This window comes from Pseudomonas sp. 02C 26 (assembly GCF_002843585.1).
Taxonomy (GTDB): domain Bacteria; phylum Pseudomonadota; class Gammaproteobacteria; order Pseudomonadales; family Pseudomonadaceae; genus Aquipseudomonas; species Aquipseudomonas shirazensis.
Genome location: NZ_CP025262.1, coordinates 3,107,965 through 3,132,640, shown reverse-complemented (window position 1 = coordinate 3,132,640; position 24,676 = coordinate 3,107,965). Strand labels below are relative to the sequence as shown.

Here is a 24,676-nt window from a genome sequence, read left to right as displayed (position 1 = left end):
TCTCAGAAGTTTACGTTATCGCTCACCAGAATAATTTTGTCTCAGATGAATGTATAGAATGCCTTGCAGTGACGAGGCTTAGTGGATGGGATCGGTGCCCTGACACCAGTACTTGGTTTTTGCCAATACAAGCGGGACAGGACTGAGTTGTCGGGCCCAGCATAAGAAGCGAAAGATTATAACACATGATAGATGCCGCTGCGTGGTAGCGACGGTTTAATGAAGGTTCTCACTTGCAACAAAAATATTTATACCAAAACCCGGGCTAAGCCACCATGCTAGATAACCTGCTACTTCATCGGGGCCCTCAGCTCGACACCCGGTTCAGCTTAATCAAAGGGCAGGCTGGGGTGGCATGGTGATGGCTGGAATTTTACCATTCTGCTGGCGTTGGCGGTATGGGGGACTGCAACGAAAAGTCGGCCAGGCGTTGCGTCAGTCAAGTTATCGCGGTGACGATTCAAGGCTTAAGTTCTGAGAATACGTTTGGGTTTTCACACAGCCTGGGTCCTAAGCAGTCACTACGCCTCGCAGCTGTAGCTGCTGAATTGGTGCTTTTCTTACTCAAAACATGCCGCGCAGGCGATCAATCTCTACCGCAACTTGGAGGGCGGCCTCCAGCTCGGACTGCTGGTGCTCTTCCATCAATCGCCAGCGTTGGGCTTTTTCCTCGGGCTCAGTCATGGCCAGTGCGAGGTACAGGCTCGGCGGCACCGCGCGGAACAGTGTTTCCAGGTTCTTCGACAGGACTACGCCCTCGGTGTACTTGCCCGAGGCCTTGCTCGCGGAGAGCAGCAGCGCCTTTTGCGCCGGCGTGAGTTTCTTGAAGCGGGCGATTTCCTCGATTTCCGCCGGCGGCATGTTCAGGCAGATCCACCACTCGATCATGTTGAGCATGGTCTGCGCCGCGTCGGGGAAGTCGGCCAGGTTCTGCGTTGCCAGCCAGAACCAGGCGCCCAACTTGCGCCACATCTTCGTGCCCTTGACCACAAAGGGGGCCAGCAACGGGTTCTTGGTGATGATGTGGCCCTCATCGGTGACCATGATGAGCGGCCGCCCGAGGTACTGGTCGCGCTCGGCGAGGTTGTTCACCGTGTTCATCAGGCTGATGTAGCTGATCGACATCTGCGCTTCGTAGCCCTCACGGGCGTAGGTGGCGAGGTCGACGATCGTCACATCGCTCTCTGGCCAGGGCGTGCCCGGCCGGTCAAACAGCGCGCCCTCAAAACCCTGGCAAAAAAGGTCGATGGACTCGGCCATTTCCTGAGCGCGCTCACGGCGTTTGTCCGGCAAATGGGCGTCTTTGGCGACCTGGCGTAGGGCATCGCGCACATGGCGCGTCAGCACCTGTTGTTCGGTCGCGGCGCAGTGCTGGGCGGCATCGAGGATGCACTCGCGGACCAGGCTGCGATCAGCGCGGGTCAGGCGCGCCTCTTCCTTGGCTTCACCACCGGTGATCATCAGCCGCGCGGTGATCTCCAACTCGCCCAACACGTCACGCTGCTCATCACTGTCTGGCGCCGTTTCATCCAGGTCTTCGGTCGACAGGCTGGCCACCTTGTCCGGGTGCTCGATCAGCCGACGGGCATCGGCAAACGGCGCTAGGCTTAGGCCACTGCCGGGTTTGAGCTGGACCTTGTTGACGGACAAGCCGAGCGTGGCGAAGTAGTCGCCCTGCAGGCCAAAGGAGTTGCCCGCTTCAACGATGAACAGCCTCGGCCGGTACACGGCCATGACCTGCATCAGGATCGAGACCAGGGTGGCCGATTTGCCGGCGCCGGTCGGACCGAACAACAGCAGGTGGCCATTCATCGAGCGGTCGAAACGTGACAACGGGTCAAACGACAGCGGTGCCCCCCCACGGTTGAAGAAGGTGACGCCTGGATTACCGGTGCCGATGCTGCGCCCCCACAGCGGCAACAGGTTGGCGACGTGCTGGGCGAACAACAGGCGGGTGTACCAGTTGCGCGTGTCTCGTGCCGGGTTGTAGACCATCGGCAGCCAGCGCAGGTAGCTGTTGCAGGCGGCCACTTCGTCGCCCTCGCGCACCGGCTGCAGGCCGGCGCCGAGCAGTACGTTGGCGGCCTGAGTCGAGCGCTGGCGCAGCTGCTGTTCATCGGTTCCACGCAGATACAACGCCAAGGTGCCTCGGTACAACTTGTGCTGGCGCCCGATCAGCGCGCGGGCTTCTTCCACGTCTTGGCGGGTTTGGGTTGAGGCGAGGTTCTCGCCGATGGCTTTACGTGCCAGGCGGTTGAGTTGCTCCTCGAGCACATCCTGGGGCGTGATCACGAGGGTCAGGCTCATCACCGCCTGCTCGGGTAATTGATCGAATAAGGCGTTCAACGCCTCTCCTTTGCGCGTTTCCCCGGTCAGCTGGCCGATATGCGGCGGCCGGCGCAGCTTGTCGACCACCATCACCGTATGAGGCTGTTGATCGAAGTACCAGAGGCCCTGTTCTATATCAGAGCGCGGTTCCTGGAAAAACAGCCGCTCGGCGAAATCGTGGTCGAACGGCAGCGGCAGCTCTTCGCCATCGTCCGTCTCCGGATAGGGCACGCGTCGATAGAACGCCGCGGGGGATTCGCCGGTGAGGGCCGGAGACGGGTTGAACCAGGGTAGCAACCAGGCGTAGAAGTCGCGTCCGGTCAACCGTCGAGGGCTGACCCCGCAGGCCTGCAGCGAGGCCACCAGGCGGTCGCAGGTGCGGCTCAGCAGCTGAGTCGGGCTCTGCCCATCTTCGTCACCCTGGTCCCCGAGCCAGCGGTAGACCACCAGGCGAATCCGCCGATTGCTGCCGCGCCAGGGCAGGTGGGACACGACATGGTCATCGAACAGCCCACCCGGTTTAGCAATGGCGTCGAGGTGACGCTGCATCGACGTGAAGAAGGCCTGGGTGAATGGTGTGCCGCGGGCGCGGGGCGCGATATAGCGCTCCAGGCGTTCGAGGAAGGGGGAAAAGTCACTGTCGTCCTGGCAGAAGAACTGCACCACCCAGGGCGCCTGGTCCAGTTCGTCGAAGCTGTCCTGCAACGCATCTTCCAGGGCGTCGCGGGCCGCCATCAACCACTCGGGCTCACGACCCTCGGTACCGATCGGCTGCAGTTCAAACACCGCGCCCACAGAACGGTTGTCATCGAGCAGAACGCACTGCTCATCCTCGAGGTATTCGACCCAAGGCAGGTGATCGGTAAAGCTGGGATTGTGCGCATACTGGGCGGACTCGTCGGCAAGCGTCGCGCGCCGGCGCTGTGCAGTGTGCCAGGGCTTCCAGCGCGGCGGGTCGTAACTCGGGTCATCGGCCATCACAGATCGTCCAGGCGTTCGCCGGGCAGCGCGTACTGGACCTTCTCGTACAGCGGGAACACGGTCGAGTAACCAGGTACCGGGGTCTGCTGGGTACCGGCCAGGTGCGGGTACACGTACATGACCAGGTCCGGATTGGGCAGGCGCGGGAACTGGGCGCGGATCTCGTTGGCGGCGGTGCGCGTGTAAGCGCTTTGGTCGCCTATCAGGCGCTCAGGGTCGAGCACTGGCCGGCGCAGTTCGCCACGCGCTTCCTGCAACTGCTGTTGGGAACCGACGGAGCCACCGCCATTCCAGATGTCCAGCATGGTTTGATCGCCGTGGGGCAGCATTTCCTCCTTGCTGGTGGAGCAGCCGCTCAGGTGCAGGGCGAGCAGCAGACTAATCCAGATCCAGTACCGAAACGGATGGGCTTTCATGGTTCACTCTCCGGCCTTTCGGCTCGTAGTCGATGCTGATTTCGTGATCCAGGTGCAGCGCCACCTTGGCCCCGGGCGGCACGTAGATGGCGGCGAAGGCTTCGCCATAGAGCTTGTTGATCCACTCACGGATATCTCCAATGCCACCGCTGATGACTGAGTTCAGCGCGCTGTTAACGCTGTTCTGGGTCAACCCCAGGCTGCCGCTGGCCGAGTTGATGAACGAGGTGTTGGTCTGCTCGCTGCCCAGGCCCGCGGCGAAGCCGGCGCCGGCCGCGGTGATCAGGCTCTGGCTGCCCAGGTATTGCTGGGCGTTGGAGCGGCGCTCCCCAGAAATACAGGGAATGCCGTAGGTATCGGAGATATAGCCAAGCCCGCCACGGATCTTCTCGGTGTCCGAGGTCTGGGCGCTGCTGCGATTGCGGCTGACGACCTTCTGCGGCTGTGGCACCGTGCGGACGGTGCCATCGCTGAAGACAAAGGTGATCGACTCGACCTGGCCGCGAACGCAGGACAGCGTCCAGTCGCCAGCGGCGGTACCGCTCATGACCGCGCCGACCACGTCCGGCAGGTCGATGCCGTTAGCGGTGAGGTTGTCCGGGCCCACCAGCACCTTGAACGGATAAGGGTCGTTCACGGTGCCGTCTACCGGGACCCGGCCAATCAGCGCGGTCATGGCGATCGAGCCCATCAGCGTCGAGTTTTCGGGGAGGGTGTAAACGGGCCGAGCGTCTTCGGTGCGATCCTGGGCATTCTCCGAGTCACGCTCGCCTTTGGCGACGGCACGCAAGCGGTCCTGGCCACGATCAATGGCGTTGTTGTCCAGACCGTGCAGGTCCTGGAACGTCGACGTCAGCGATGACAGCGGACCGTCAGCTTTGCTGGCGTCGTCCCGGCCGGCGCGCGCATTCGATGGCTCGATCCACTGCATCGCGTCAGCCGGCTGCTGAGCCCTCGAGAACTGTTGCTCGTCGCCTGGCTCAAGGCCAAAACCTGCGGGGACATCCGACTTCGCGGCCGGCTTGCTGGTGAGCTGGTCCTTGAGCCTGGACAGCAGGCCCTGGGTTTCGCGGTGCTGCTGTTCGGCCTTCTGCCGGGCATCGTTGGCCTGCTGGCGCTGTTCGGTGACCTGCTGGGTGACGTTGCTCAAGGTGCTCTGGATGCGCGTGTCGATATTGCCATCGCGCGAGCGCAGCCGGTTGTTCTCGGTTTGCAGCGCATCGTTGCCTTTCTTCAGCGTCTGCATCTCGCTACGCATCGCCTTGACCTGGCCAATCAGCGTAGCCACGGTGTCGCGCGGGGTATCGCCCGCGATGCCTAGGGCCTTGGCCTGTTCCGCGCTGAGCGTAGTTTTGTCCGGATCGTGCGCGGGCTGGCCGTCCGGAGCAGCCATCCAGGATTTGAAGATGATCAGTACGATGCCCAGCAGGACCCCGGGCGCCAACCACTTCAGCAGGCCGTTAGCTTTCATGATCGGCAGCCCCTGGCGTTGGTGGTGGCAGTAGCAGCGCGTGCTTCAGGTCGCCGCCGCGGGTGACGAGGTAGGCCACGGTGGTGTCCTCAGGCGTGCCGGCGAGGCCAAGGTCTGCGTGCTGGAACGTCGCGGCGTACAGCGTGGCTTGCAGGTGACGCGGGTCCAGCGCGACCTTGCCAGAGCCGCGATTCAGGATCTTTACCGCCGTTACCCAGTAATCGCCCAACCGCCACGCCGCAAGCGCTTTGATTGAAACCCGCTCGGTGGGCAGCAAGGTGCTGAATGTGATGGAGTCGCTCAGCGGCACCCGCCGCACACCAGGTAGTGGCGCCACGGTCCGCAGAGGCGCATACAGGTTCTGCGCGGCATAACGGGTCAGCACCACTGGGATCGGCGTCGCCACGGGGGCTGCATCCTTCTCGGTCTGCGCGTCCGGCGCCTGAACCTGGGCCACGATCCTGACTGGCTCCAGTACCTCACTGCCCTCGAGCGCCTCGATGTCAACCAGGATGATGTCGCCCGACTTCACGGACTGCAGTTGCAGCCGGGTAGGGGGGAGCGCTTCCGCAGCGCGCAGGTACACCGTCCCGCCGACCGACTGCACGCGCAGCTTGCTGGCGATCGCACTGGGCAGTCCAACGCGAACGTCTTCATCGAGCATCAGGACCCGCTCTTGGCCCACCGTGAGCGGAACGGCCAAGGGCAGGCGGTCCCAGTATTTAACCTCGACGGCGCCGACCGCTGAACACCAGGCGCTGGCCATCACCAGAATTAGGATCAAGACACGCATCATCACGCACCTCCCGGCAGCGTCAGCTTCTGCGGTGTGCCTTCATAGCAGTCCAGGGCCAGGCCCCACTTGTTGCGCTCGGGGTCGACGTCGAAGCGCACCACCCGCAGCGGATACCGCACCACCACGCGCTTCACAGGTTCGGCGGAGTAGTACTCGTCGGCATTGAGGTCGAGCTTGACCAGCCAGCTGTGCTTGTCCAGTTGCTTCACCCGCAGATCGGGGTCGTCGCTGTAGCCGCGGCCGAGCACCTCATACACCCCTCGCACCCGGCCACGCAGTTCGCCGGCAGCCTTGCGGTATTCGAAATCACCGTCGAAGAACGTCTTGCACGCGGGCGTCAGGTAGGGCTGCAGAGCAAAGATGGCGCGGTGGTAGTCGACCTCACCGTCGGTGGGCCAGCGGTTGAGTTGGCCGAAGATGTACAGGGCGAAGGCGTAGATGTTCTCGGGCGGCACATCCCACCACTTGCGCGTGCTGCCTGAGCGCAGATCAGGCGGTACATGAATGGTGAGCTCGGAGGGCGCGGCCTGCCAGCCGTACCACAGGCCACCGCACAGCAGCGCCAGGATGGCCACGGCAAGGCGCAGGCTGAGAATATGCGCCTGCTGCGCATCCACCTTGTTGCGGAAGCGGCTCATGGGTGGGCCCTCTTATGCCGGCGAGTCCGGCGCACGGTCCACGTCCCCGAATGCAGGATCAGCTGGTGGGTGCCGATGCCCCAATGCACCGCCAGGTGCCACTGCAGGCGCCGATACAACCAGGTCTCGGGGCGAGCACGCTTGGCCCGGCGCAGAAGCTTGCCGCCGCCGAGCAACACCAATGCCATGCAGAGGAACATGCAGGTGGGGAGGGTGGCGATGGAGGCGGTAGCCACCGCCAGCGGCGCACCGATGATCACACCAAGCCCGGCACCGACGATCAGGGCTACCCACATCTCGTCGTTGGTGAGGCCGCGTAGGACGGCCGGATCACGGTTGAGGCGTTCCGGCAGGAAGGTCAGTGTGCCGTCAGGCAGCGTGGCAGGGGTGTCGGACATGAGAAGGGCCTCACAGAATTGTCGCGGCCTTGGTGAGGAACCACAGGATCACCACCACCAGCAGTGCGCCGACGCCGACCACTGCGCCGAGGTCTTTCCAGGTCTTGCGCTGGTTCTGCACATCGGCGTAGACGGTGAGCGAATGCCAGGCCACGCCGAGAAAGGCGAGGGTGGCGATCAGCAGGCCGAGCAGGATACCGCCGTCGTAGGCGTAGTTCTTAATGGTATCGATCAGTCCTGAACCTTCACCGCGAGAGGGCGCTTCCATGGTCGGTAGGTCAGCCCAAGCGAGCGTCGAACTCAGTAGCACCATGCCGGCGAACAGAGCTTTCGAGCAGGTAGCCCGCAGCTTTAGAAGCGGGCGATGGCAACGGCGTGAGGTATTCATGGCAAGGCCTCTTATTCACGACAGCATGAAAAACATCAGCACGATCAGGGCGAGTGTCAGGCGTAGCGTGCTGCCGCCGAGTGCACCGAACGTGACGTTACCAGCGGCCCAGCCGCGGTAGCCGGTCCAAAGCGCCCAGGCGCACCAGAGCAATGCGAGCACTAGTACGGATGAGCGCCATAGCAGCGAGCTGAGCTGCGGCGTAAACCCGGCCACCGCGGAGAACGCGCTCAGTTGGGCGTCAGTCATGCTCATTGGATAGACTCGAGTCATGTGCTTCAGCACGGTAATCCCCAATCAACTCGACCAAGTCAGCTGGCTGCGCTCGGGAAGGCGAAAGGTACTTGCTGATCCCTTGCCTTACTCTGTCAAGGTCAGCGGTGAACCTTGGATAATCGAAGCGATAGCGGGCCCCTGCGATATCGACTGAGCGGTTTGCGCGATCAGCTAACAGTTCGATGGCAGTGATCTGCCGCTGCACCAGACTAAGGTCCGAGCGCTCGCGCACGTCTTGAGCGGAGGCCGTGGCGGCAATTAAGCAGGTTATTAGTAAGGAGTAGGGGAAAAGCATCATGGCGGAATCCAGCTGAGTATCTGGGCTCCACCTTGCTCATTTAAGCTGGCATTGGCATGTGCTAAAGGGAATGTAGAGAGTTCGGTTTTAGTGAGTTGACTGGATTTTCAATAGCTGGGGCGAGTCGCTTCAGCCTAAAACCTTGAATCGCGCCTGGCGCTGCCAGATCTTGATTTAACCCCCAGATCCCCAGCATCTGTCCAGCCACAGCCTGTCCCAGGTTGGCCTGCCTGCGACCCAAGTGAAAGGCGTCGATGGTAGTACCGGCTGGCGGTGAGCAGTGAGGATCAAGGGCCAGGCCAAATAGGCCTGCACGATCAGCGAGCTGCGGCCCTCGGTGAAGAAGATGTTGAGGGCGATGCTGGTTTCCGGGTCGATATGGCCAAAGACTTTGCCGGTCATCGCTGATGATCCCCATCTTCGGCCGGCGCGGCGGGAAAGCAGATCAAGTTGACATCGCCGGTGTTAGTACTGAGCCGGTTGCCTGGAAGTCAGAGTCAATTAGATATTTGAGTGGTGTATGTTAGATTGCGAATCCTATGCTTTAAAATAACTAGCTACTTTAAAAGGCCCAAGTCCGCCAGTGTCGCTATGAAGACTCGGGCCAGTTAAGTAGAGCTGGGGTGGCGTAAGTGAATGGCGGCTTGAGATACAATGGAAGCCCCGGGCTAAAGAATTTTTCGAGCTTGCCGATAGTGAGTCGAAATAAATTTTCATTTTTTGAGGTTAGAGTAGTGATTCAGGAGAAATACATACTGGTGCTGCAGGTGGTGGCGTCAGTATTTATGGGGCTCGACTATTTTTTGACTGAAGATCAGCGGGGGCGCTTAAATGGATTTTTGAAAAGGCATCTTCATCAATTGCAGCGAAGCGAGCAGGAATTTCTTACTTCGACATATTTGAAAGCTAGAACAAATCGATCAGCTATTGCAAAAGTATTTGCAATTTTCTCGATTAGTCTTGCGATAGCCTTATATGTAATTCCAGTCGCCGAGACCTGGCTTAATGTCTGGGTGATACTGCTGCTTGTATTGATTTCAATGCTGGCGCTGTTCTCAAGCGCGAATGTGCTGTTCGCCTCTATATGTGAGGATGGAGTGCCATTCGCCTTTTCATTGTTGAAACTCTCGCTTGCGCGTTTTTTAATCAGATGCCCTAAGGGGACTGGCTTCGGTGTTGGATTTTTATTCCTGGCAATCTCCTTCATCTGTCGCGGCATGAATATCGATTGGTAATTGATTTTGTTCTGGAACATATTGAGTTGTTCAGGCCCTCCGCGCTTGTGCTGGGGTATGTGAGTTTGTTTCTTTTATTACTGTGCGTATAGATTTTCAAAATAATTCTTTCTTTAATTGTTGCCCGCTCTGGGTCAATAGCGTGCAGTCAAAGGTATTTTTTGAAGGTTGTAGCGGTGATTGACACCATCCACCCAAGCAATGCAGCGCATGGTAGTAACACCCAATTGGGATTTACTGAGGTGGGAAGGGAGAGGTAGATCACCCAAGGGCTTACCATCAATGGCAACAATGCCCGCTTCGCTCGATGGTAGACGAAGCTGCTCTCGCGGTCGGCGCTGAATTTGCGAAGATCGCGGCGCATCAAGCCATCGACCGCGCCGGTAATCACGGCGAGCAGGAATAGGGGCATGGCCAGGGTGAGGACGGCCAGGCGCACGACGAAGGTCAAAACGGTGAAAAAGGCGGCCAATAGGTAGTCCTGCAGCACGACATAGGCTTGAGCAAACTGGCCTTGTACTGACATTTCGTGACTCAGGAGCTTCAGCTGAGTGTCTGATTGCGCCCAGCCGGAGCGGACCACAACCCATTCGTTCAGGTGCTGAAGGACTTTGGCAGTGGCTTGCGCGGGCTCCTCCACTAGCAGCGAATTTTTGAAGTGATCGCTGAGCCATCCCAACTCACTGAGCCACATGGCATGGCTGTGATGCCAGCCCTGCTCGGGCCAGAACCACAACATGCCCACGAATTCCAGAACGATGGAGAAGATCAGCGAAGCGAACAGTAAACCGAGCAGCCGTAGACAAAGCTCAAGCGTGCCGAAGATCAGCCCCGGACGTCTTTGCACAGGAGGTTGGCTGGCTGGAGTGGTCGGCATAGTGGGGCTCCGCGGTACCCGCTCGCTTACGACGCGTGCCTGCGCCCTGGAGGAGGCATCTCGGGATCGAAATCGGCCGTGGGTGCACCTCCCGCGCTAATCCACCAACTCCCCGCGTTGGCGTTGTACGATTCGCGCATGCGCGCAGCCAGGGCCTGCAGATCCGCAGGCATCGCATCGTCGCTGGCTGGCTGCGGCAGTGGCATGCGCACCTTCCACAGTTGGCCGCCTTCCTGGAACGAGAACATTTGCCCCTTGGGTAGGGCGATGATGTGCGCGGGTTCGATCAGCGGTACCGCAGTGGTGGTGACCCGATCCTGCGAGGAGGAGGTGAAGTCGGTATGGGCATCAGGGTCGGCGGTGTCCGTGGCGCCGGAGACCAGGGTGCGTGTCTGCACGTTGACCTTGGGCAACTGGTTGGTCAGCAATTCAGCCGTGGCGGTTTCCCGTACCCGCAGCATCTGCAGGGTGTTGAAGTTGCCGATGACCTGGCCGGCCTTGGCCCGGTTGCCGATACGTGCCTCGATGTCGCTCAAGGTCTGGGTGTAGGCGGTGACCTGGATACTGGCACCGCCGCCCTTGTTGATCAGCGGGATGAATTCATCCCCCATCAGTTCGTTGAACTCGTCGGCGTGCAGGTTGATCGGCACTTTGTCCGCCGCGCTGGAGGCGCCCGGCAAGCCGTGATCGATGCCGTGCTTGTAGATGTGGCCGGCAACTGAGACCAGGTCCGCGAACATCGAATTACCGACGGCTGCGGCCACTTCCGCATCGGACAACGCGTCCAGGCCGACGTAGACGATGCCGCGTTTGCGGATGACCTGCAGCCAGTCGAAGATCGGCCGCGGGTCGTCCAGGTCGGAATAGTTCGGCGCCAGCAGCTGCGCCGTCTTGCCGCTGGTGAGTTTTTCCAGCAGTGGTAGCAGCGACGCGACAATCTTGTCGAAGTACGTGCGGTCGTAGCGCACGGCCGAGCGCAGGCCGTCCATGACGGGGTCGAAAATACGCTTGGAGGTCAGGTACTGCTCGATGGCAACCACGCGCTTTTCCCGACCAACCATGTGCCGCGGGATATTCTTCTCGTTCAGTCGGCCCTCGATCTGCACGATCGCTTCCCAGGCCTGCGGATTATGGCGGGCGAAGAAGTGCTGGGCATACTCGATAAACAGCGCATCGATGTTCACCACATGGCGCTGGATCTGCAGGTAGTCCGGGCGTCGGCCGAGCTCGATTAGCGCCCGGGCGATGATGTTGACGAAACGCCAGGCGAACTCCCGGAAGGCCGCCGAGTTGCCCTCGCCACTCAACTGGCCGGCGATCCGGGTGGCCACCTCTGAAATTCGCCCGAAGCGGCCGATGGCGTTGTAGCGCGCGGAGATTTCCGGCCAGCCCAGGTGGAACACATAGAACTCGTGCTCACGACCGGCGCGGCGGGCCTCGACGTACATGCGCTTGAGCAGGTCGGCATCGCCCTTGGGGTCGAAGACAATGACCACTTCCCGACCCGGTCGGTGAATGTCCTGAGTGATATACACCTCGGCCAGGCGCGTCTTGCCCACCCGTGTAGTACCCAGCACCAGGGTATGGCCAACGCGTTCACCGAGCGGCAGGCTGGCTTCCTGTTCCTTCGGTTCGACGCCGTGCAGCAATGGCGAGCCACCCACCGATGGCAGCGGACGCACGGGGTTGAACGGGCTGTCCCAGGCAGTCAGACGAGGTAGCAGCGACAGCCCTGGCGGGGCCTTCTCCAGCAGCTGCTCCATCCGCCGCGCCCACTGGTGGGCAGCCGACTGGTTGACATAATGGGCCAGCGCCGGGTCCTGGGCTTCGAGCAGGCGCTGCGTGTGCAGGCGCGTCCAGCGGAAGCCGCGGCCCATGAACAGGCGCTTACTGCTCACTGGAATCTGCCGGCTGGTCAGCGAGTAGCGCGGCAGGCGGCGGATGTTACGCCGGTAGCGCAGGACGATCCGCGCTTCGTTGAGCCGCTTCAGGCCGAACGCGGTGTAGGCCAGCGCCATGCCTGTCCCTACCTCAGGCGATAGGGCCACGGCCCAAGGCGAATGGAGGCACAGCGCACCGGCGCCGGCGCAGATACCCACGGTGTACAGTTCCACCGCAGGTCGCAGCAGGGATTCCATCGCATGCTCGCCCATGAGGTGCCCTCACTGTTCCAGACCGGTGGGCGTGATCAGGACCGGGTAGTGGTCCAGTTCCAACCGCTCGGCGATGTCGTCACCACTGACTGGCCAGATGTTCAGCCCGGGCGCTGTTGTCTGTATACGGCGCAGCGCCCGCGCGTCATCGACCTCGACTGCCAACCCGTTGGCCCCCAGCTCTTGTAACGCTTGGGCGCGTCGCGACAGCCACTCCAGGGAAGCAGCGTCCTGCCCAACCAAAAATAGCGGCGTCATGCTGGGAAGGCTCAATGCCCTGGGCGGCACGATTCCGGGCAAGAGGCGAGCGCTGCGTACCGGCAGCACCCAGTTCAGCGTGGAGGGGGCGGGTGAGCTACTGGACTCAGCGCTCGCGGCAAGCGATTGCCAGCTGCACAGGGCCAGGGCCACCCAGCGTAAACAGCTCATGGCTGTGTCCGTCCGGGGATCGACGCGACGGATTGGACGCCTTGCCAGTGACGAGTGAATTGACGGCGATAGCGTGCCGCAGGGGGACCGCCGGCGGGCCGGTGATAGCGGCCGGCGGCGACAACCCAGTCACCGGTGTCGGCATAGTGCGCGCGCAACAGCTCGGCGGTCACCGCGAGGTTGGCGCGGGGATCGAGGGCATCGCAGGCGCTGGTATAGCGGTCCGGGTGATAGCCCAGGTTGGTCTGGCCCAGCCCGACATCAATGCGCTTGGGATCGTGGCTGCTGAGCGCCTCCCTCAGTGCGGCACAGGCCTCGTCGCGCCGGGCAAACCGCAGCGGTAAACCCGCAACATTCAGGGTCCAGGGCCAAGGCATGAGCTGTCCGCGCAGCGGGGTGCCACTCTCCTGCAGGGCAATGGCGAACAGCACCGAGGCGGGGATACCGGCGCGCGCGGCCGCTAATTGATACGCCGGCGGCGGCAAAACACCTGCGTGAGCGGCGGCGACGCCGACCATCGCCAGGGCGAGGATCAGTCGATACGATGCCATTTTCCATCCACCTGCTGATAGCGGGCTGGCAAGGGCCGGCTGGCGCCCAGGGCAAACCAGCGGCCGCGGTCATGGTTCAAGGTGACCTGGCCGCCGCTGACCTGGCGGGCGGTGATGCCTGCGCCCTTGGCCCATTGGCGCAGTCGCGCATCGTTGCCTTGGCTGCCGACCAGGTATACATCCAGATGCGCACCGGCCTGTAGCCATTGCTGCAGACTGGTCACGCAGGCGGCGCAATGATCTTCCACGAAAAGCGCCGTGCGGCTGCTGCTCGAGGGGCCGGCATCGTCGCTCATGCCCTGCACCGGTTGCAGGCTCGGAAAAAGCCGCGCCCAGGCCGCGGTGTAGGCTTTCTGGTAGGCCAGTTCGCGCTCGGCACGCTTGGCTTCCAGGCGGACCTGCAGCTCGGCGTAGCGCTGCCGCTCCTGATCCGAGTTGGCCTCGACACCCAGGGTGGTGAGCGGGTCAAGTTGCGGCGTCCAGTAATGGCGGGGGCCAGTCTGCAGGCGTTCAAACGTGGCCCACTCGTCATCCGTCAGGCCCCAGGCCTTGGCCTGGTCAGCTGCAGAATCCTGCCGCACCAGCGGCGACTGCTCGCTAAACTGCACCTGAGCGTCGACATGCTTGGCGACACTCGAGCCCTGATCGGCGAACGCGTAAGCCGGTAGCAGGATGAGCGCAACAGCGAAATACCTAGGCACGTTCACCTCCTCACGGAATGGGCAGGGTGCGATCGCCATGGCCCGGGACGTGGAACACGGCCTGTCCTTCGCGAATCGCCCGCAGTTGCCAACCGTTCAAGCTGTCGCCGGGCTGGAGCAGGTGCACGGTGGACAGCGCGTGGGCGCCGGCAGGCAGGGCGGCCACGAACCTGATGGTGCCGCGCGTCTCGATACCCTGCAGGGTGAAGGGCGGCTGCGGCGCCTTGGCTTTTGATTGATTGCTGATGGGGGACGTTGTGGGCACAGCGGCGGCCGGCACTTTAGGGGCGGTCGACAGTTTCTCCAGTATCACTTCTGCCGCGCCCATGCGTTGCGCCAGGGCGGTTAGTTCGGCGCTGCTCGGTCCTGGTGGTACCGCTTGCAGGATCCTGACGGAAGCCCACAACTCGTCGAGTTGCTGGCCGAGCGTTGCCTGCGCGATGGTGTGCTGGTGTTGTGCGTCTTTGAGTGCCGCGACTTGTGGCGACAGCGTGGCGAGTGTGCTGCGCAATTCACCGATGTCGCGACGTAGTGACGGGCTGGGGTCGGCCGGCGCATTGCGTGCGGCGCTCTGCAGCTCGGCCAGTTGCTGGTGCTGGTTGTAGCTTTCAGCAGCGAGGACGGCTGCACCGAGGCACAGTGCGCCGATCACCAGAGCCTGAAACTGGTGAACCTTCATGGTGCGATCTCCAGTGTCGAAAACGGTGGTTCGGGTGTTGGCAGGCGCAGGGCGTAGCACGCGCTTCGCTCGACCGGATCAATGTCCAGCCGCCAAGCGGAGCCGCCGATGACGGTCAAGGCATCCAGCAGTGAGATCGGTCCGAGGTCGTGATGGACAGCAGGCAAGGGCCGGCGGAACAACCGCGCAACGGCAGGGTTGTCTGGACAGAGGGAGTAGCCCGAGTGCTGCATGACGTGGCGCAGTGCCTCACCGACCGTTGCGTGCAGCGCAGGGGCGATCTGGACGTTGACCAACTGATAAAGCGGTTGGCGCTGCTCCAGCGTTGGCCGGGTGCGGGCCAGGGTGTAGCGGTCCTGTCGGACCCAGGCGGGTACCGGGGATTTTGGCTTGGCCACTGCAGTCGGGGCCGGTACAGGTGGTGCCGGGGTGGGCGCCGGTGGCGGCGTGCTGCAGCCCAGCAACGTGAGCATCAGTCCGAGCGTGAAGACAGTGGAGGTATGCATAAACAGGTCTCGACAAAAGATGCCGACACTTTGTCGAAAAGCCAGAGCGCGCCCCTACCGAAAAATCGAAGTTCGCCGACCTGATTATGCTGGCGCAATCATGAAAAAGGCGCCCGGAGGGCGCCTTGAGGTCAATCTTCGGTGAACAACGGCAGGTCGGGGAGCGGCCGCGCATCAGGGTCGAAGATCAGCAAACGGGTGTCTGCTTCACCGGCCATCAGGAGCAGGCGCAGCAGGACCGGTGTCACATGATCTGCGCGCAGACGTGCAGTCACTTCCTCAATGCAGCAGTAGCTGCCGCCCGCGGCAATGTTTCTGAGCCAAGGCGTCGAGTACAGCTTGCAGCCCACCGCGTTGTTGCTGCTCAGCACGAAGCACTCGAAGAAGCCCGAGTGTGAACGACACCAGGCGCATACCTGCAGATACTCGAACTCTTCTGCCGGCAGGTGCGCACTGCTGATTTCCCAACTGCGGCTGTAGTGCCCGGTTGCGAAGGACAGCTGGTCAATCAAGTCCTGTGCAGCTTCCTCACTGGGAAGATCGCTGACGTGTTGCCGCTTGCCATGATGTAGCCCAGTGACCTGATACAGCACCTGGCTGACGGTACCGTCGGCAGGACATGGCATGCGCACAAACTCGGGTACGCTTTCGCCGTCGGTGATCACCGCGAAGTGATCATCGAACAGGCAAGGCTGGAAATTGATGCCGTTATCCGGCAGGTCATTTAGGGCAGGGTGAAGGGATCGGTAGCAGGGTGGGCAATCATCGGCGTAGCTGATCTGCACCACGCGTTCGTAGCTCAGGTCCTGAAAGCCGCGGAGGAAGGGATTGCGAAGGGAAGTGGACATGGGGGCGCTCCAAGAAGGTGAAGGTCACCCCGTACAGGCAGTGACCCTCCAAGTGGTGGGGATGGTCAGATCCAGCCGAATTCGGCCAACGACAGCGGCGTGCCTTCGCCCACGATGATGTGGTCCAGCACACGGACCTCAACCAGGGCCAAGGCTTCGATCAGGCGGTTGGTGAGCACCCTGTCGGCGCCGCTCGGTTCCGAACAGCCAGAGGGGTGGTTGTGGCTGAAAATCACCGCAGCGGCGTTGTGCTCGAGAGCCTTGACGACGACCTGGCGCGGGTACACGGAGGCCCCATCGATGCTGCCGGTGAAGAGGATGTCGAAACTCAGCACGCGGTGCCGGGAGTCCAGGCAGAGCAGGGCAAACACCTCATGGTGATAGGGTGCGAGCTGCAATTTCAGATAGGACGCTGCATCGCACGGCGTGATCAGTTGTTCGCCGCGCTGAAAGTAACGTTGATCCAGCAATTCCAGCGCTTCGGTCAGCAACGCATCCTCGCGGGCGCGCTGGGCCAATGCAGGGTCGAGACGCTCGACTCGGTTCTGGGCAGTGTTCATGGGCAATTCCTCGTGGGAGACGGAGCGCCCCCACGGGGAGAGCCCCAGGCTGGTGAGAGAGTGGTGAGTCACAGACGCGTAAAGCGATGTCGAGCGCCGTGCAGTGGGCTGTGGCAGCCCTCGCACGGTCGGGTGGAAAAGACCTCGATGCCGGTGCCAGTGCAGGGATCGAAATCAGCACTCAGTGGCACCAAGGTCTGCACTTCGCTGCGCAGATGGGCGATGCGTTGGTCGATCTCAGCCTCGCTGTAGTACAGCGACAGTGCACTGAAGTCGTCATACGCGACTGCCTGCAAGCAGTCCTCGCATAGCCAGAAGCTTTCCATGGCGGCCTCCGACGTAGATGAACCACAGGCGTTCGTAAGAACGCCTGTGGTTGCCGGTCAAGCTGCCTCAGGCAGACTGGCGAGCTGCGGTGGATTTACGTGCAGCGGCCGAGGCAGGCTGAGGCTGTTCGGCATCAGTTTCGGCCTCGTCCACTTCCGCTTCAGCCTCAGGGGCCGCAGCGGACTCGGTGCGAGCAGGTGCGCGGTAGCTGAACTGGCCATCGACCTTGATCCATTCGATGAAGATCAACCGGCCTTTGAGGCTCGCGCCGGGTTGCCCCTTGCGCTCGCCTTTCTCGTACATGAACGGATCAACCCAAAGGTCGCCAATGCGAAACGCGATAAGAACTTTGCGTTCCGCGCGGACGTCTTCCAGGTGTTCACGGATCAGCCGGTCGGCTTCACCGCTGGCGACCTTGCAGTCGAAGCGGGTGTACTCGACGTCGTCAGCGGCACCGTGCAAGGCGGCGATGTCACACGCCATGAACGCTTGCCCACGGCGAACCGGGACTTCACGTACACGGTTCAAGTAACCGATGCCTTGAGTGTGCAGGTTGAAATAGGTGGTAGGGGCGTTGTTGCTTGCAGTAGTCATGATTGATCTCCTGGTGAGCAGAAACGCGGACAGCCACCGGCCCTGGCGGCTGGTGAGTTCCGCAAGGGGACGTACAAAAACGTGATCGTTTAGAGGGCGCTCATCACTGCGGGGGGCAGTAACCGTGCGAGCTACCGAACGCGGATCGCACTTGGGGAGAACCACCCGAAACGGGCGTAGCCTTGAAGGTTCTGGCTACCTGGGCGCTGTCAACGACAGCGGTGTGCAGCCCATCTATAAAACCCCGCGAAAGACCCGTCAACTGCGGATTTAACACGCTCAAGGCAAGCGGAAGTGGTTGGTGCTCAGTGGATTCTCAGCGGCGAAAAAATAGCCCGACGGTCGTCAGGCTAGGAGGAGTTGGACCACGCTTGACCCGGCAATCGGACACCGGGGTTCGTCGCAAAACCACCGCTATCGATCCACCTGAATCAACCGACCCTTGTCGTGGCCTGGGTCGGAATCAACTGGCACGCATCCGCGCACAAAAGGTGCCCAGTGTTTCGCCGGCGGGCACCGGAGCTGAGCATCGTCGCCGAAGCGGATGACCTGTACGACCTGGCATAAGTCGCACAGGTCATCCGCCTGGGTAACTTGAGAAAACGCTGAGAAGCGATCCGAGGACGCTGAGTAGTGTGGCTCCGAACTCTATGAGTCCGACCGAGCTGCCCGGAGCGAATCGGTCTTTGGTCGCCAAACGGCGAAGGGCCTGATCACTACACCAGCGCCGCTGTCCGGCGTCAAGTTACGCATCCTTCGAACGTTTGGACTTGGCCACCGGCTTGGTGCCCTTGCAGTCCGGGTAGCGGGTACACGACCAGAAGTTGCCGGTGCGGCCCTTGCGCTGGCGCATAGCGCTGCGGCAGACCGGGCAGTGCGGTCCTTTGACGGGAGCTGGGCGCAGACTCAGCGAGGCGTGTGAGCGGACCAGGCGGGTCAACCATTCCGCCTGCTTGGCAAGAAAGGTGTCGACGCTTAATTGCCCCGCTTCGATGCGGTCCAGCGCCTGCTCCCACAGTGCCGTCAGCACCGGGTCAGCCACCTCCGGCGGCACTGCCTCAATCAAGGTGTGGGCTGCGGCCGACGCCGCCAGGCTGCGCTTCTTCTTGGTCAGATACCCGTGGTCGATCAGGCCCTGGATGATCGCCGCGCGGGTCGCCTCGGTACCCAGCCCGCAACTGTCTTTGAGCTTCTGCTTGAGCCGCGGGTCTGCCACTTGGTTGGCGATGGTTTTCATCGCCTTCACCAACGTGCCCTCCGTGTAAGCCTTGGGCGGCTGGGTACGCTGGGCCACGGCCGTGGCATCCGTCAACGCCACCACGGCGAATTCGCGTAGCGTGGGCAAACGCTGGGCCTGTTCGCCGCCCTCGTCGCTGTGACTTTCGTCGATCACCGCCTTCCAGCCACGCGCCAGAATCTGCTTGCCGCGGGCCAGCAGTTGATCGGTCCCGCTCTGCAGCAGCACCTGTGATTTCAGGTATTCGTGCTCTGGCAGAAACTGCGCCAGGTAGCGGGCGCGGATCAGCGCGTAGACAGCCTGCTCGCGTTCCGTAAGCTGGGCCAGGTCCAGGGCCACCGCGGTGGGGATGATGCCGTGGTGCGCGGTGATATTGCTGCTGTTCCAAGCGCGAGAACGGCGGCAGCGGTCGACCTCTCGCAGTATCTTGCCCAGGGATGGGCTGGCGGCGGCCAAGGCCGGAAGGATGCGCGGCACCTCGTCGAGCATGCTCTCGGGCAGGTAACCGCAGTCGGTGCGTGGGTAGGTCGTGGCCTTGTGAGTTTCGTACAGGGATTGTGCGGTGGCTAAGGTTTCCTGCGCGCCCAGGCCCAGCTTGGCAGAGCAGATCTCCTGCAAGGTGCCCAAGTCGAACGGTAGCGGTGGCCCTTCGCGAGCGTGCTCAACATCAATGCGCTGAACGCGCGTCGTCGCCTGCTGGCTCAGGCGGTGAGCCGCTTGCTGCGCCGCGACCTCTTGAATGCAGTGGCCAGCAGCGTCACAGGCGGATTCCGGTGGCTGCCAGCGCGCTTTGAAGGTTACACCCTCCGCCTCAATTTGAGCATCGACAACCCAGAACGGCTGCGGCACAAAGCTCGCGATCGCCCGGTCGCGCTCCACCACCAGGCGCAGGGTCGGCGTCTGCACGCGCCCCACCGGCAGCAATCCCTCGAAGCCGGCGCGGCGGCCGAGGAGGGTGAACAGCCGACTCAGGTTGATGCCCACCAGCCAGTCGGCACGGGAACGGGCCAACGCGCAGTAATACAGCGGTAACGTCTGCTCACCCGGGCGCAGTGTGGCCAAGGCGCGGCGGATCGAGGCATCGTCGAGCGCGGACAGCCACAGGCGCAGAATCGGGCCCTGGTACTGGCAGCGCTCGAGAATCTCTCGGGCAATCATCTCGCCCTCGCGGTCTGCATCCGTGGCAATGACCACTTCGCTGCAGGTGCGCAGCAGCTGACCGATCACCTTGAGCTGGCTGGCGACCTTGGGCTTGACCACCACTTTCCAGCGCGCGGGGATGATGGGCAGATGCTCCAGTGACCAGCGCTTGTAATCGCCATAGGCTTCCGGTGGTGCGGTTTCCAGCAGATGCCCGACGCACCACGTCACGGTGATGCCTTGCCCCTGCAGGCAGCCGTCTCCGCGACGGTTGGCCTGCAGAACGCGGGCAATGTCCCGGGCTTGGGATGGTTTCTCGCAAATAAACAGGCGCATGACTTGGCCCTCTCGGTGAGTACCGACAGGGTGGCGGGGTCATTAGGGAGCGCTAGCAAAAATGCGATGGCGCCGCGCTCATATCGTCGGGGACAGTACTATCTGCGTCGAGCGAGATGGCTGGCCAGCGTTTGCAGGAACTGCAGGGCAAACTGCTTATCCGCTTCGCTCAGTTCCTTGATGATCGAGGTGATCTGCTGGCCTTGATCCTGCGGGCGCGGACTGATGGCCAACAGCAGCTCATCGGCGGGGCAGCCATACAGGTCGGCCAATCGCAGCAGCTTACTGACTGAGAGCTCGACCTCGCCACGTTCGAGCCGCGACACGGCTTCACCGGAGATCCCCAGGTGCTCGCCCACCTTCGCCTGGGTCAGATCGCGGGCGCGACGGTACTCCGCCAGCTGGCGACCAATGTGATGTGGGCTAGGCTCTTTCACTGGCAATGGGGGCACTCTCCAATTCGACCCATATGGTCGACCAGCCACCCAAAGATATGAACGACCTGAAAGGTTGACTGCCAACCCTATGAGGCGTATCACCGAAAATACCTGTAAGACCCGCCCGTCACTACGGAGGCAAGCCCTTGCACGGATCAAACCAGAGTCAGACGGATGCGCTCGCGATCAAGGCCTACGAGTTGTTCATGGCCACCCACCTGGAACCCGACAATGCCGAGGCGCGCGCCACGTTGATCGCTTGGGTTCAGGAGAGCCCGGAGCACTGGCAGGCGTTCCTTGCCCTGGACCAGTACCTGGCAGAGGTATCGCACGTGTTGCACGGCGATGGGGAAGGGAGGTCGCGACGGAACTGAACAGCGGCCGATAGCCGGGATTGCCCGCCGAGCAGGGCGTACGAACCCCAGTGGTATCGCGCGGCGGGCGCTCGCTCCACTGAGTACCACCTGATCAACCGGCCTTGCGTGGGGCTTTCTTGCCGCCTCCCTTACGCCCGGAACCGGCGTTTTCCTGCGCCTTTTCACGCATGGACACCGAGGCCAGGCGGTGCGGAAGGATGCCGATGCGCCGTGCCTCCACCTTGAAGGTCACCCGCGCATTGTCCTCGCTGTCCTCCCATTCCTCCTTGACCGTGCGCCCCTCGACCAGGATGCGCATGCCTTTCTGGTACAAAGTGCTCCAGTGCTCGGCGTCGCGGTGCCACAGCTCGACCGGGGCCCAGTAGCCGCCGCGGTCTTCGTAACCGCCTTCGCGCGGCACCGGGTTGTCGAAATAGACGTTCAACCGCAGCAAGCGCCGCGGTTCATCCGGGTTGGTGTTGAACTCTTGAAATTCCGGCACGCTGCCGATGTTGCCTTCGCCAACAAATAACGTACTCATGGGGCTACTCCTCGGTGGGGAAACGGGAAAGGGCGTGTTCGGCGGCCTGGAGCTTGCAGACACCGCTGCTGGCTTGCCGATACAGCGATTGCAGGCTGCTCATCTGCAGGTTCAGCACCACGCGGTTGATCTCCAGTTGGTACAGCGCCTGCCGCAGCTCCGGGTGCAGGTGCGGATGAACCACCGCTGCCTGCCATACCTGCACGCCCATGCGCTGAAAGTCCGGACTGCGCCAACGCAGGAAATCGGTACCCGTCGCGCTATGCTGAATGACCAGTCGCAGGTCCAGCAACGTGAAGGGTGGTTGCGCCATGATCGCCAGCATCACTCCCATCAGTTCGGCGACCCGAGTGCGCAGGCGCAGGAGCGTGTCGGCGAACTGCTGCAGCTCCCCCTTACCCTTAAAAGGCTTTAAAAGGCCTTTTAGGGAGGCACCTTGTGCGAACTCGCGATAGGCATCCGTCGACAAGCGTCGGGCAATCGCCTCAGCCAAGGTCACGCGTCACCTCCTTCGTCCGAGACATCCGGTAGAGGCGGGGCCTCGGCCTCCAGCGACTCAGCCGGCTCAGTCACAGAGCCCGCGCTGGTGCGCACAATCGGAGGCGCGAACTGGGAGCGGCGGGTACCTTCCAGAATGTCCAGGGGCGGCGTGCCAAACTTCTCGAGGGCTTCGCGGGCCCGGGCGTTGTTGGCGGCCATATCCCCCCGAGTGACGCCCGCCAGGCGGTAGTTCTGGGCCAGGCCGAGCAGGCTGCGCAGGTGATGGGCGCCACCATCGATCCAGCTTTCCATGTCGACCCGGCCGATCAGCGCGGTGTGGTGGGCGAGCAGCACACGTCGGACCAGGGTGTCGTAATCGGTGAGCAGGTAGACCGCGAGAAATCCGAGCTGACTGCCGATGTACAGCGGCAGCGTCACTGGGTGGATGTTGAGGTTGTCACCGACATCGACCTGGGTGGGCAGGTCGCGCTCCACCTGACTGACCTGTTGGACCAAATTGCGTATCTCGGCCTTGGTCTGCAGCAGCTTTTCCTCCAGCTGCAGCATGAACCAGTCGGCGTAGGGGTCATCCTGGCTGCTGGCTTGCTTGAGCAGATTGGTGACGGCGATATAGCCAGGCATGCCGAGGATGGGATGCACGCCCTCGCGCCGGGAGCGGCCCTGCCATAGCCGCGCCGCATGATGCGTGTGCAGGGTCAGGGTGATGCTGCTGCGCAGGGACCCCAGGTTGAGTTGGTAGTGATCGGCCATCGCCAGTACCTCGCCGTCGGAATGACGCCGACGATGGCCTGGTCCGTGAAGGCCTACGAGCATCAACACGAAGATGATCAGGTCGCATTTTTCCGGTAGTAGACGTCTGTGGAAATGATTGCAGAGGCATTGATTCCACTGAGGTCCAGCCTACGTCGGCGCACTGATCCCGCGACAGCGTTGCTTCAATTCCTCGAGGCAGGAAAGGGCGAGGGGAGAGGCAGTACGTTGGCCGCTGCGGCGTGGTGTTTCGCTGGATGGCTGCAACATGGGCTCCGGTTTCGCCATCCGCGAAGGGGGGGGCGCCGAGGTCGACGCTTCAGCGCGGGCGGCCCACAAGGTGAATTCGCCCTGGCAAGCGCGCTTGATCAAACCCATCAGGTAGGCGACCGGTTTGCGGATCTCTCCGCGGGCGCAGCGCACCGCTGCTTCGTTGATTACCGCTTGTTGCTGTTCCGGCTCGAGCTGACGCATTGCCTGGGAGGCCATGCGTCGCTCGGTCGGGTTCAGCGGTAAGTCTTCAGGCCATCGCGCTCGACCAAATTCCACCTGCCCCAGTACCGTACTTTTTTTGCTTTTTTCTTTCTGTACTGTACGGCCAGCGTCGGCATTCCGAACGTCAGCCGAAACCGGTGCATTGCCGCAAGGTTCGGAATCGGTGGGGGCCGCGCGAGAGTCCCGAACGGGGTGGCGCTCGCCAGGTTCGGAATTTTCCGCATCGCCACACGTCAGCGGCAGCGCTTGCTGTTGCACTGTCGGAACTGCCGCGGCTAGCTGATCCTTGTCTGCTTGGGCCACTTGCGGGGCGGCCAGGATCTCCTCAATGACGTGCTGTGTCACATCCCGCACGCCTTTGGTGGCATGGCTAAGGTTCTGTTGCAGCAGCGTCGCGTATCCAGTGTCGAGCTCGAGTTGCTCGGCCGGGGTCAACGGATCGCCGTGCAGCACGTAGACACAGCCGCGCAGGCACCCTTGGGCATCACGTGAGCGGTCAACCAGGCTGAGCCAGCGGGTGGTGCGCAATATGTTGAGCGCGCGGGCAATGGTCTCGCGTGAGGCTTGCGTGCCGCAGGGACTGGTGGCCAGATACGGTTGCAGGTCTTCGTAGCGTGGGGTTCTGAACTTGCGCTCGGTGATAAGCCAGCGCAACACTTGCCACGTATTGCGCTCCAGGGGTGTTAGCCGACGATCCAGCAGCAGCGCCATCGGCAGCGGATTATTGTCGCCGTAGTAGATGGTGCGCACCGCTGGCGCCTCCTCGGCCTCAACCAGCTTGGCCTGCGCCGCTTGCCACTCGATCCGCCGGCGCAGTGCGTCGTAACACTGACGCACCACGTCTTGCCAGTCGACTTCGTAAAAACTCAGCACGGTGCACCTCCGTACAGCTCGATCTGCTGCCAGACCAGGGTCAAGGTGATGTGTTGTTCCTCAGCGAGCATCATCATCGTGTCCAACGGATCGTTGTCGGGGTCCTCCGCCCGCAGCTGGCTCCATCGGTTCCACACCGCATGCTCCTGGGCTTCGCTAAGTTGAACCGGTCGGCCGCGATGGGTCTCGATTTTCAGCACGCGCCGGCGCAACGCGGTTTCCGAGTGGTCCAGACCGAAGCAGCGGTACATGATGTTGGAGCTCGCACCCAGTTTGAGCGCACGGTTGATCAGCCGCTCGTTCTGCTCGTCACGTTCGGCCTGGGCGATGAGGCGACGCAGCACGGTCGTGTCGACCTTTACTTCGACCCAGGCGATCGACGAATGCGCCAGGTGCGAAAGGGTCGTGGGCGGCAGTGACTGCAGCACCTCGATGTCTTCATCGGCCAGGCCCAAGGCTTTGCAGCGCTGCAACCGGCCATGGCGCAGCTCGTGCAGCACCTGGTTCAACATGGCGTGGTTCAGTAGATTGAAGGTCGTGCTCATGAGGCAGCTCCTCAC

30 protein-coding genes are annotated in these 24,676 nt (G+C 62.2%); 2 read left to right on the top strand and 28 right to left on the bottom strand.

Going from position 1 to position 24,676, the window contains the following annotated elements:
- Positions 1 to 564: 564 nt before the first annotated feature.
- The 10 genes from CXQ80_RS14255 to CXQ80_RS14210 all read right to left on the bottom strand — a co-directional run bounded on the left by CXQ80_RS14255 (position 565) and on the right by CXQ80_RS14210 (position 8,392).
- Positions 565 to 3,306 (bottom strand): conjugative transfer ATPase, encoded by a 2,742-nt coding sequence (locus CXQ80_RS14255; protein WP_101320567.1) that lies wholly within the window; start codon positions 3,304 to 3,306, stop codon positions 565 to 567.
- Positions 3,306 to 3,725 (bottom strand): TIGR03751 family conjugal transfer lipoprotein, encoded by a 420-nt coding sequence (locus CXQ80_RS14250; protein WP_060498896.1) that lies wholly within the window; start codon positions 3,723 to 3,725, stop codon positions 3,306 to 3,308. Before CXQ80_RS14250 ends, CXQ80_RS14255 begins: the two co-directional genes overlap by 1 nt.
- Entirely contained in the window at positions 3,688 to 5,196 is a 1,509-nt protein-coding gene (locus tag CXQ80_RS14245) for a TIGR03752 family integrating conjugative element protein (RefSeq protein ID WP_101320565.1), read from the bottom strand. The genes CXQ80_RS14250 and CXQ80_RS14245 overlap by 38 nt, the downstream gene beginning before the upstream one ends.
- A complete protein-coding gene (locus CXQ80_RS14240) occupies positions 5,186 to 5,992 on the bottom strand; it encodes a TIGR03749 family integrating conjugative element protein (RefSeq protein ID WP_101320563.1) in 807 nt (268 codons plus the stop codon). The genes CXQ80_RS14245 and CXQ80_RS14240 overlap by 11 nt, the downstream gene beginning before the upstream one ends.
- Positions 5,992 to 6,630: a PFL_4703 family integrating conjugative element protein gene (locus tag CXQ80_RS14235; RefSeq protein WP_101320561.1), complete on the bottom strand. Its 639-nt coding sequence runs from the start codon at positions 6,628 to 6,630 to the stop codon at positions 5,992 to 5,994. The genes CXQ80_RS14240 and CXQ80_RS14235 overlap by 1 nt, the downstream gene beginning before the upstream one ends.
- Positions 6,627 to 7,028, bottom strand: coding sequence for a TIGR03750 family conjugal transfer protein (locus tag CXQ80_RS14230; protein ID WP_101320558.1), 402 nt, complete (start codon positions 7,026 to 7,028; stop codon positions 6,627 to 6,629). Before CXQ80_RS14230 ends, CXQ80_RS14235 begins: the two co-directional genes overlap by 4 nt.
- Before the next feature lie 10 nt (positions 7,029 to 7,038).
- Positions 7,039 to 7,416, bottom strand: coding sequence for a TIGR03745 family integrating conjugative element membrane protein (locus CXQ80_RS14225; protein WP_101320555.1), 378 nt, complete (start codon positions 7,414 to 7,416; stop codon positions 7,039 to 7,041).
- A 15-nt stretch (positions 7,417 to 7,431) separates the two neighbouring features.
- Complete coding sequence (locus tag CXQ80_RS14220; RefSeq protein WP_101320553.1) at positions 7,432 to 7,671, bottom strand: TIGR03758 family integrating conjugative element protein; 240 nt, start codon at positions 7,669 to 7,671, stop codon at positions 7,432 to 7,434.
- Positions 7,658 to 7,987 (bottom strand): RAQPRD family integrative conjugative element protein, encoded by a 330-nt coding sequence (locus tag CXQ80_RS14215; protein ID WP_371918936.1) that lies wholly within the window; start codon positions 7,985 to 7,987, stop codon positions 7,658 to 7,660. The genes CXQ80_RS14220 and CXQ80_RS14215 overlap by 14 nt, the downstream gene beginning before the upstream one ends.
- Before the next feature lie 177 nt (positions 7,988 to 8,164).
- Positions 8,165 to 8,392 (bottom strand): hypothetical protein, encoded by a 228-nt coding sequence (locus CXQ80_RS14210; protein WP_101320549.1) that lies wholly within the window; start codon positions 8,390 to 8,392, stop codon positions 8,165 to 8,167.
- A 332-nt stretch (positions 8,393 to 8,724) separates the two neighbouring features.
- On the opposite strand from CXQ80_RS14210, the gene CXQ80_RS14205 reads away from it, so the two are divergent.
- On the top strand, positions 8,725 to 9,225 hold the full coding sequence (locus CXQ80_RS14205; protein WP_101320547.1) for a hypothetical protein: 501 nt from the start codon (positions 8,725 to 8,727) through the stop codon (positions 9,223 to 9,225).
- Between the two features lie 148 nt (positions 9,226 to 9,373).
- Here CXQ80_RS14205 and CXQ80_RS14200 read toward each other — a convergent pair whose 3' ends face one another.
- From CXQ80_RS14200 to CXQ80_RS14140, 13 genes are all read right to left on the bottom strand, one after another.
- Complete coding sequence (locus CXQ80_RS14200; protein ID WP_101320545.1) at positions 9,374 to 10,102, bottom strand: TIGR03747 family integrating conjugative element membrane protein; 729 nt, start codon at positions 10,100 to 10,102, stop codon at positions 9,374 to 9,376.
- Positions 10,103 to 10,128: 26 nt separating this feature from the next.
- Positions 10,129 to 12,255: a type IV conjugative transfer system coupling protein TraD gene (traD, locus tag CXQ80_RS14195; RefSeq protein ID WP_101320543.1), complete on the bottom strand. Its 2,127-nt coding sequence runs from the start codon at positions 12,253 to 12,255 to the stop codon at positions 10,129 to 10,131.
- Between the two features lie 9 nt (positions 12,256 to 12,264).
- A complete protein-coding gene (locus CXQ80_RS14190) occupies positions 12,265 to 12,684 on the bottom strand; it encodes an integrating conjugative element protein (RefSeq protein WP_101320541.1) in 420 nt (139 codons plus the stop codon).
- Complete coding sequence (locus CXQ80_RS14185; RefSeq protein WP_101320538.1) at positions 12,681 to 13,235, bottom strand: transglycosylase; 555 nt, start codon at positions 13,233 to 13,235, stop codon at positions 12,681 to 12,683. The genes CXQ80_RS14190 and CXQ80_RS14185 overlap by 4 nt, the downstream gene beginning before the upstream one ends.
- Complete coding sequence (locus tag CXQ80_RS14180; RefSeq protein ID WP_371918935.1) at positions 13,217 to 13,906, bottom strand: TIGR03759 family integrating conjugative element protein; 690 nt, start codon at positions 13,904 to 13,906, stop codon at positions 13,217 to 13,219. The genes CXQ80_RS14185 and CXQ80_RS14180 overlap by 19 nt, the downstream gene beginning before the upstream one ends.
- A gap of 40 nt (positions 13,907 to 13,946) precedes the next feature.
- A complete protein-coding gene (locus CXQ80_RS14175; RefSeq protein ID WP_101320534.1) occupies positions 13,947 to 14,615 on the bottom strand; it encodes a hypothetical protein in 669 nt (222 codons plus the stop codon).
- Entirely contained in the window at positions 14,612 to 15,121 is a 510-nt protein-coding gene (locus CXQ80_RS14170) for a PilL N-terminal domain-containing protein (RefSeq protein WP_101320532.1), read from the bottom strand. The genes CXQ80_RS14175 and CXQ80_RS14170 overlap by 4 nt, the downstream gene beginning before the upstream one ends.
- A 131-nt stretch (positions 15,122 to 15,252) precedes the next feature.
- Positions 15,253 to 15,969 carry a hypothetical protein gene (locus tag CXQ80_RS14165; RefSeq protein WP_101320530.1) on the bottom strand — a complete coding sequence of 239 codons (717 nt, stop codon included), beginning with the start codon at positions 15,967 to 15,969 and terminating at the stop codon, positions 15,253 to 15,255.
- Positions 15,970 to 16,034: 65 nt separating this feature from the next.
- Positions 16,035 to 16,529 carry a JAB domain-containing protein gene (locus tag CXQ80_RS14160; protein WP_101320528.1) on the bottom strand — a complete coding sequence of 165 codons (495 nt, stop codon included), beginning with the start codon at positions 16,527 to 16,529 and terminating at the stop codon, positions 16,035 to 16,037.
- Positions 16,530 to 16,597: 68 nt separating this feature from the next.
- Positions 16,598 to 16,855: a hypothetical protein gene (locus CXQ80_RS14155; RefSeq protein WP_101320526.1), complete on the bottom strand. Its 258-nt coding sequence runs from the start codon at positions 16,853 to 16,855 to the stop codon at positions 16,598 to 16,600.
- A gap of 67 nt (positions 16,856 to 16,922) precedes the next feature.
- Complete coding sequence (locus CXQ80_RS14150) at positions 16,923 to 17,450, bottom strand: STY4534 family ICE replication protein (RefSeq protein ID WP_101320524.1); 528 nt, start codon at positions 17,448 to 17,450, stop codon at positions 16,923 to 16,925.
- A gap of 745 nt (positions 17,451 to 18,195) precedes the next feature.
- Positions 18,196 to 20,163: a DNA topoisomerase III gene (locus CXQ80_RS14145; RefSeq protein WP_101320522.1), complete on the bottom strand. Its 1,968-nt coding sequence runs from the start codon at positions 20,161 to 20,163 to the stop codon at positions 18,196 to 18,198.
- A gap of 98 nt (positions 20,164 to 20,261) precedes the next feature.
- Positions 20,262 to 20,606, bottom strand: coding sequence for a helix-turn-helix domain-containing protein (locus tag CXQ80_RS14140; RefSeq protein ID WP_101320520.1), 345 nt, complete (start codon positions 20,604 to 20,606; stop codon positions 20,262 to 20,264).
- Positions 20,607 to 20,746: 140 nt separating this feature from the next.
- On the opposite strand from CXQ80_RS14140, the gene CXQ80_RS14135 reads away from it, so the two are divergent.
- The gene (locus CXQ80_RS14135; protein WP_101320518.1) at positions 20,747 to 20,974 is read left to right on the top strand and encodes a hypothetical protein; all 228 of its coding nucleotides are present in this window, start codon (positions 20,747 to 20,749) and stop codon (positions 20,972 to 20,974) included.
- 94 nt (positions 20,975 to 21,068) lie between these two features.
- Here CXQ80_RS14135 and CXQ80_RS14130 read toward each other — a convergent pair whose 3' ends face one another.
- The 5 genes from CXQ80_RS14130 to CXQ80_RS14110 form a co-directional block, all read right to left on the bottom strand.
- Positions 21,069 to 21,497: a single-stranded DNA-binding protein gene (locus CXQ80_RS14130; protein WP_101320515.1), complete on the bottom strand. Its 429-nt coding sequence runs from the start codon at positions 21,495 to 21,497 to the stop codon at positions 21,069 to 21,071.
- Between the two features lie 4 nt (positions 21,498 to 21,501).
- Positions 21,502 to 21,996, bottom strand: a complete 495-nt coding sequence (locus tag CXQ80_RS14125) for a DUF3158 family protein (RefSeq protein ID WP_101320513.1) — start codon at positions 21,994 to 21,996, stop codon at positions 21,502 to 21,504.
- Positions 21,993 to 22,748 carry a PFL_4669 family integrating conjugative element protein gene (locus CXQ80_RS14120; RefSeq protein ID WP_101320512.1) on the bottom strand — a complete coding sequence of 252 codons (756 nt, stop codon included), beginning with the start codon at positions 22,746 to 22,748 and terminating at the stop codon, positions 21,993 to 21,995. The genes CXQ80_RS14125 and CXQ80_RS14120 overlap by 4 nt, the downstream gene beginning before the upstream one ends.
- 150 nt (positions 22,749 to 22,898) lie before the next feature.
- Entirely contained in the window at positions 22,899 to 24,116 is a 1,218-nt protein-coding gene (locus tag CXQ80_RS14115) for an STY4528 family pathogenicity island replication protein (protein WP_101320510.1), read from the bottom strand.
- Positions 24,110 to 24,661 (bottom strand): DUF2857 domain-containing protein, encoded by a 552-nt coding sequence (locus tag CXQ80_RS14110; protein ID WP_101320508.1) that lies wholly within the window; start codon positions 24,659 to 24,661, stop codon positions 24,110 to 24,112. The genes CXQ80_RS14115 and CXQ80_RS14110 overlap by 7 nt, the downstream gene beginning before the upstream one ends.
- Positions 24,662 to 24,676: the final 15 nt, after the last annotated feature.

Coding starts and splice junctions, on each gene's coding strand:
- CXQ80_RS14170 (WP_101320532.1), bottom strand. CDS start 15,121: ATGCATACCTCCACTGTCTTCACGCTCGGACTGATGCTCACGTTGCTG.
- CXQ80_RS14210 (WP_101320549.1), bottom strand. CDS start 8,392: ATGACCGGCAAAGTCTTTGGCCATATCGACCCGGAAACCAGCATCGCC.
- CXQ80_RS14215 (WP_371918936.1), bottom strand. CDS start 7,987: ATGCTTTTCCCCTACTCCTTACTAATAACCTGCTTAATTGCCGCCACG.
- CXQ80_RS14235 (WP_101320561.1), bottom strand. CDS start 6,630: ATGAGCCGCTTCCGCAACAAGGTGGATGCGCAGCAGGCGCATATTCTC.
- CXQ80_RS14190 (WP_101320541.1), bottom strand. CDS start 12,684: ATGAGCTGTTTACGCTGGGTGGCCCTGGCCCTGTGCAGCTGGCAATCG.
- CXQ80_RS14150 (WP_101320524.1), bottom strand. CDS start 17,450: ATGACTACTGCAAGCAACAACGCCCCTACCACCTATTTCAACCTGCAC.
- CXQ80_RS14110 (WP_101320508.1), bottom strand. CDS start 24,661: ATGAGCACGACCTTCAATCTACTGAACCACGCCATGTTGAACCAGGTG.
- CXQ80_RS14175 (WP_101320534.1), bottom strand. CDS start 14,615: ATGAAGGTTCACCAGTTTCAGGCTCTGGTGATCGGCGCACTGTGCCTC.
- CXQ80_RS14240 (WP_101320563.1), bottom strand. CDS start 5,992: ATGATGCGTGTCTTGATCCTAATTCTGGTGATGGCCAGCGCCTGGTGT.
- CXQ80_RS14220 (WP_101320553.1), bottom strand. CDS start 7,671: ATGAGCATGACTGACGCCCAACTGAGCGCGTTCTCCGCGGTGGCCGGG.
- CXQ80_RS14165 (WP_101320530.1), bottom strand. CDS start 15,969: ATGTCCACTTCCCTTCGCAATCCCTTCCTCCGCGGCTTTCAGGACCTG.
- CXQ80_RS14155 (WP_101320526.1), bottom strand. CDS start 16,855: ATGGAAAGCTTCTGGCTATGCGAGGACTGCTTGCAGGCAGTCGCGTAT.
- CXQ80_RS14225 (WP_101320555.1), bottom strand. CDS start 7,416: ATGAATACCTCACGCCGTTGCCATCGCCCGCTTCTAAAGCTGCGGGCT.
- CXQ80_RS14250 (WP_060498896.1), bottom strand. CDS start 3,725: ATGAAAGCCCATCCGTTTCGGTACTGGATCTGGATTAGTCTGCTGCTC.
- CXQ80_RS14130 (WP_101320515.1), bottom strand. CDS start 21,497: ATGAGTACGTTATTTGTTGGCGAAGGCAACATCGGCAGCGTGCCGGAA.
- CXQ80_RS14200 (WP_101320545.1), bottom strand. CDS start 10,102: ATGCCGACCACTCCAGCCAGCCAACCTCCTGTGCAAAGACGTCCGGGG.
- traD (WP_101320543.1), bottom strand. CDS start 12,255: ATGGGCGAGCATGCGATGGAATCCCTGCTGCGACCTGCGGTGGAACTG.
- CXQ80_RS14255 (WP_101320567.1), bottom strand. CDS start 3,306: ATGGCCGATGACCCGAGTTACGACCCGCCGCGCTGGAAGCCCTGGCAC.
- CXQ80_RS14145 (WP_101320522.1), bottom strand. CDS start 20,163: ATGCGCCTGTTTATTTGCGAGAAACCATCCCAAGCCCGGGACATTGCC.
- CXQ80_RS14245 (WP_101320565.1), bottom strand. CDS start 5,196: ATGAAAGCTAACGGCCTGCTGAAGTGGTTGGCGCCCGGGGTCCTGCTG.
- CXQ80_RS14185 (WP_101320538.1), bottom strand. CDS start 13,235: ATGGCATCGTATCGACTGATCCTCGCCCTGGCGATGGTCGGCGTCGCC.
- CXQ80_RS14120 (WP_101320512.1), bottom strand. CDS start 22,748: ATGGCCGATCACTACCAACTCAACCTGGGGTCCCTGCGCAGCAGCATC.
- CXQ80_RS14160 (WP_101320528.1), bottom strand. CDS start 16,529: ATGAACACTGCCCAGAACCGAGTCGAGCGTCTCGACCCTGCATTGGCC.
- CXQ80_RS14230 (WP_101320558.1), bottom strand. CDS start 7,028: ATGTCCGACACCCCTGCCACGCTGCCTGACGGCACACTGACCTTCCTG.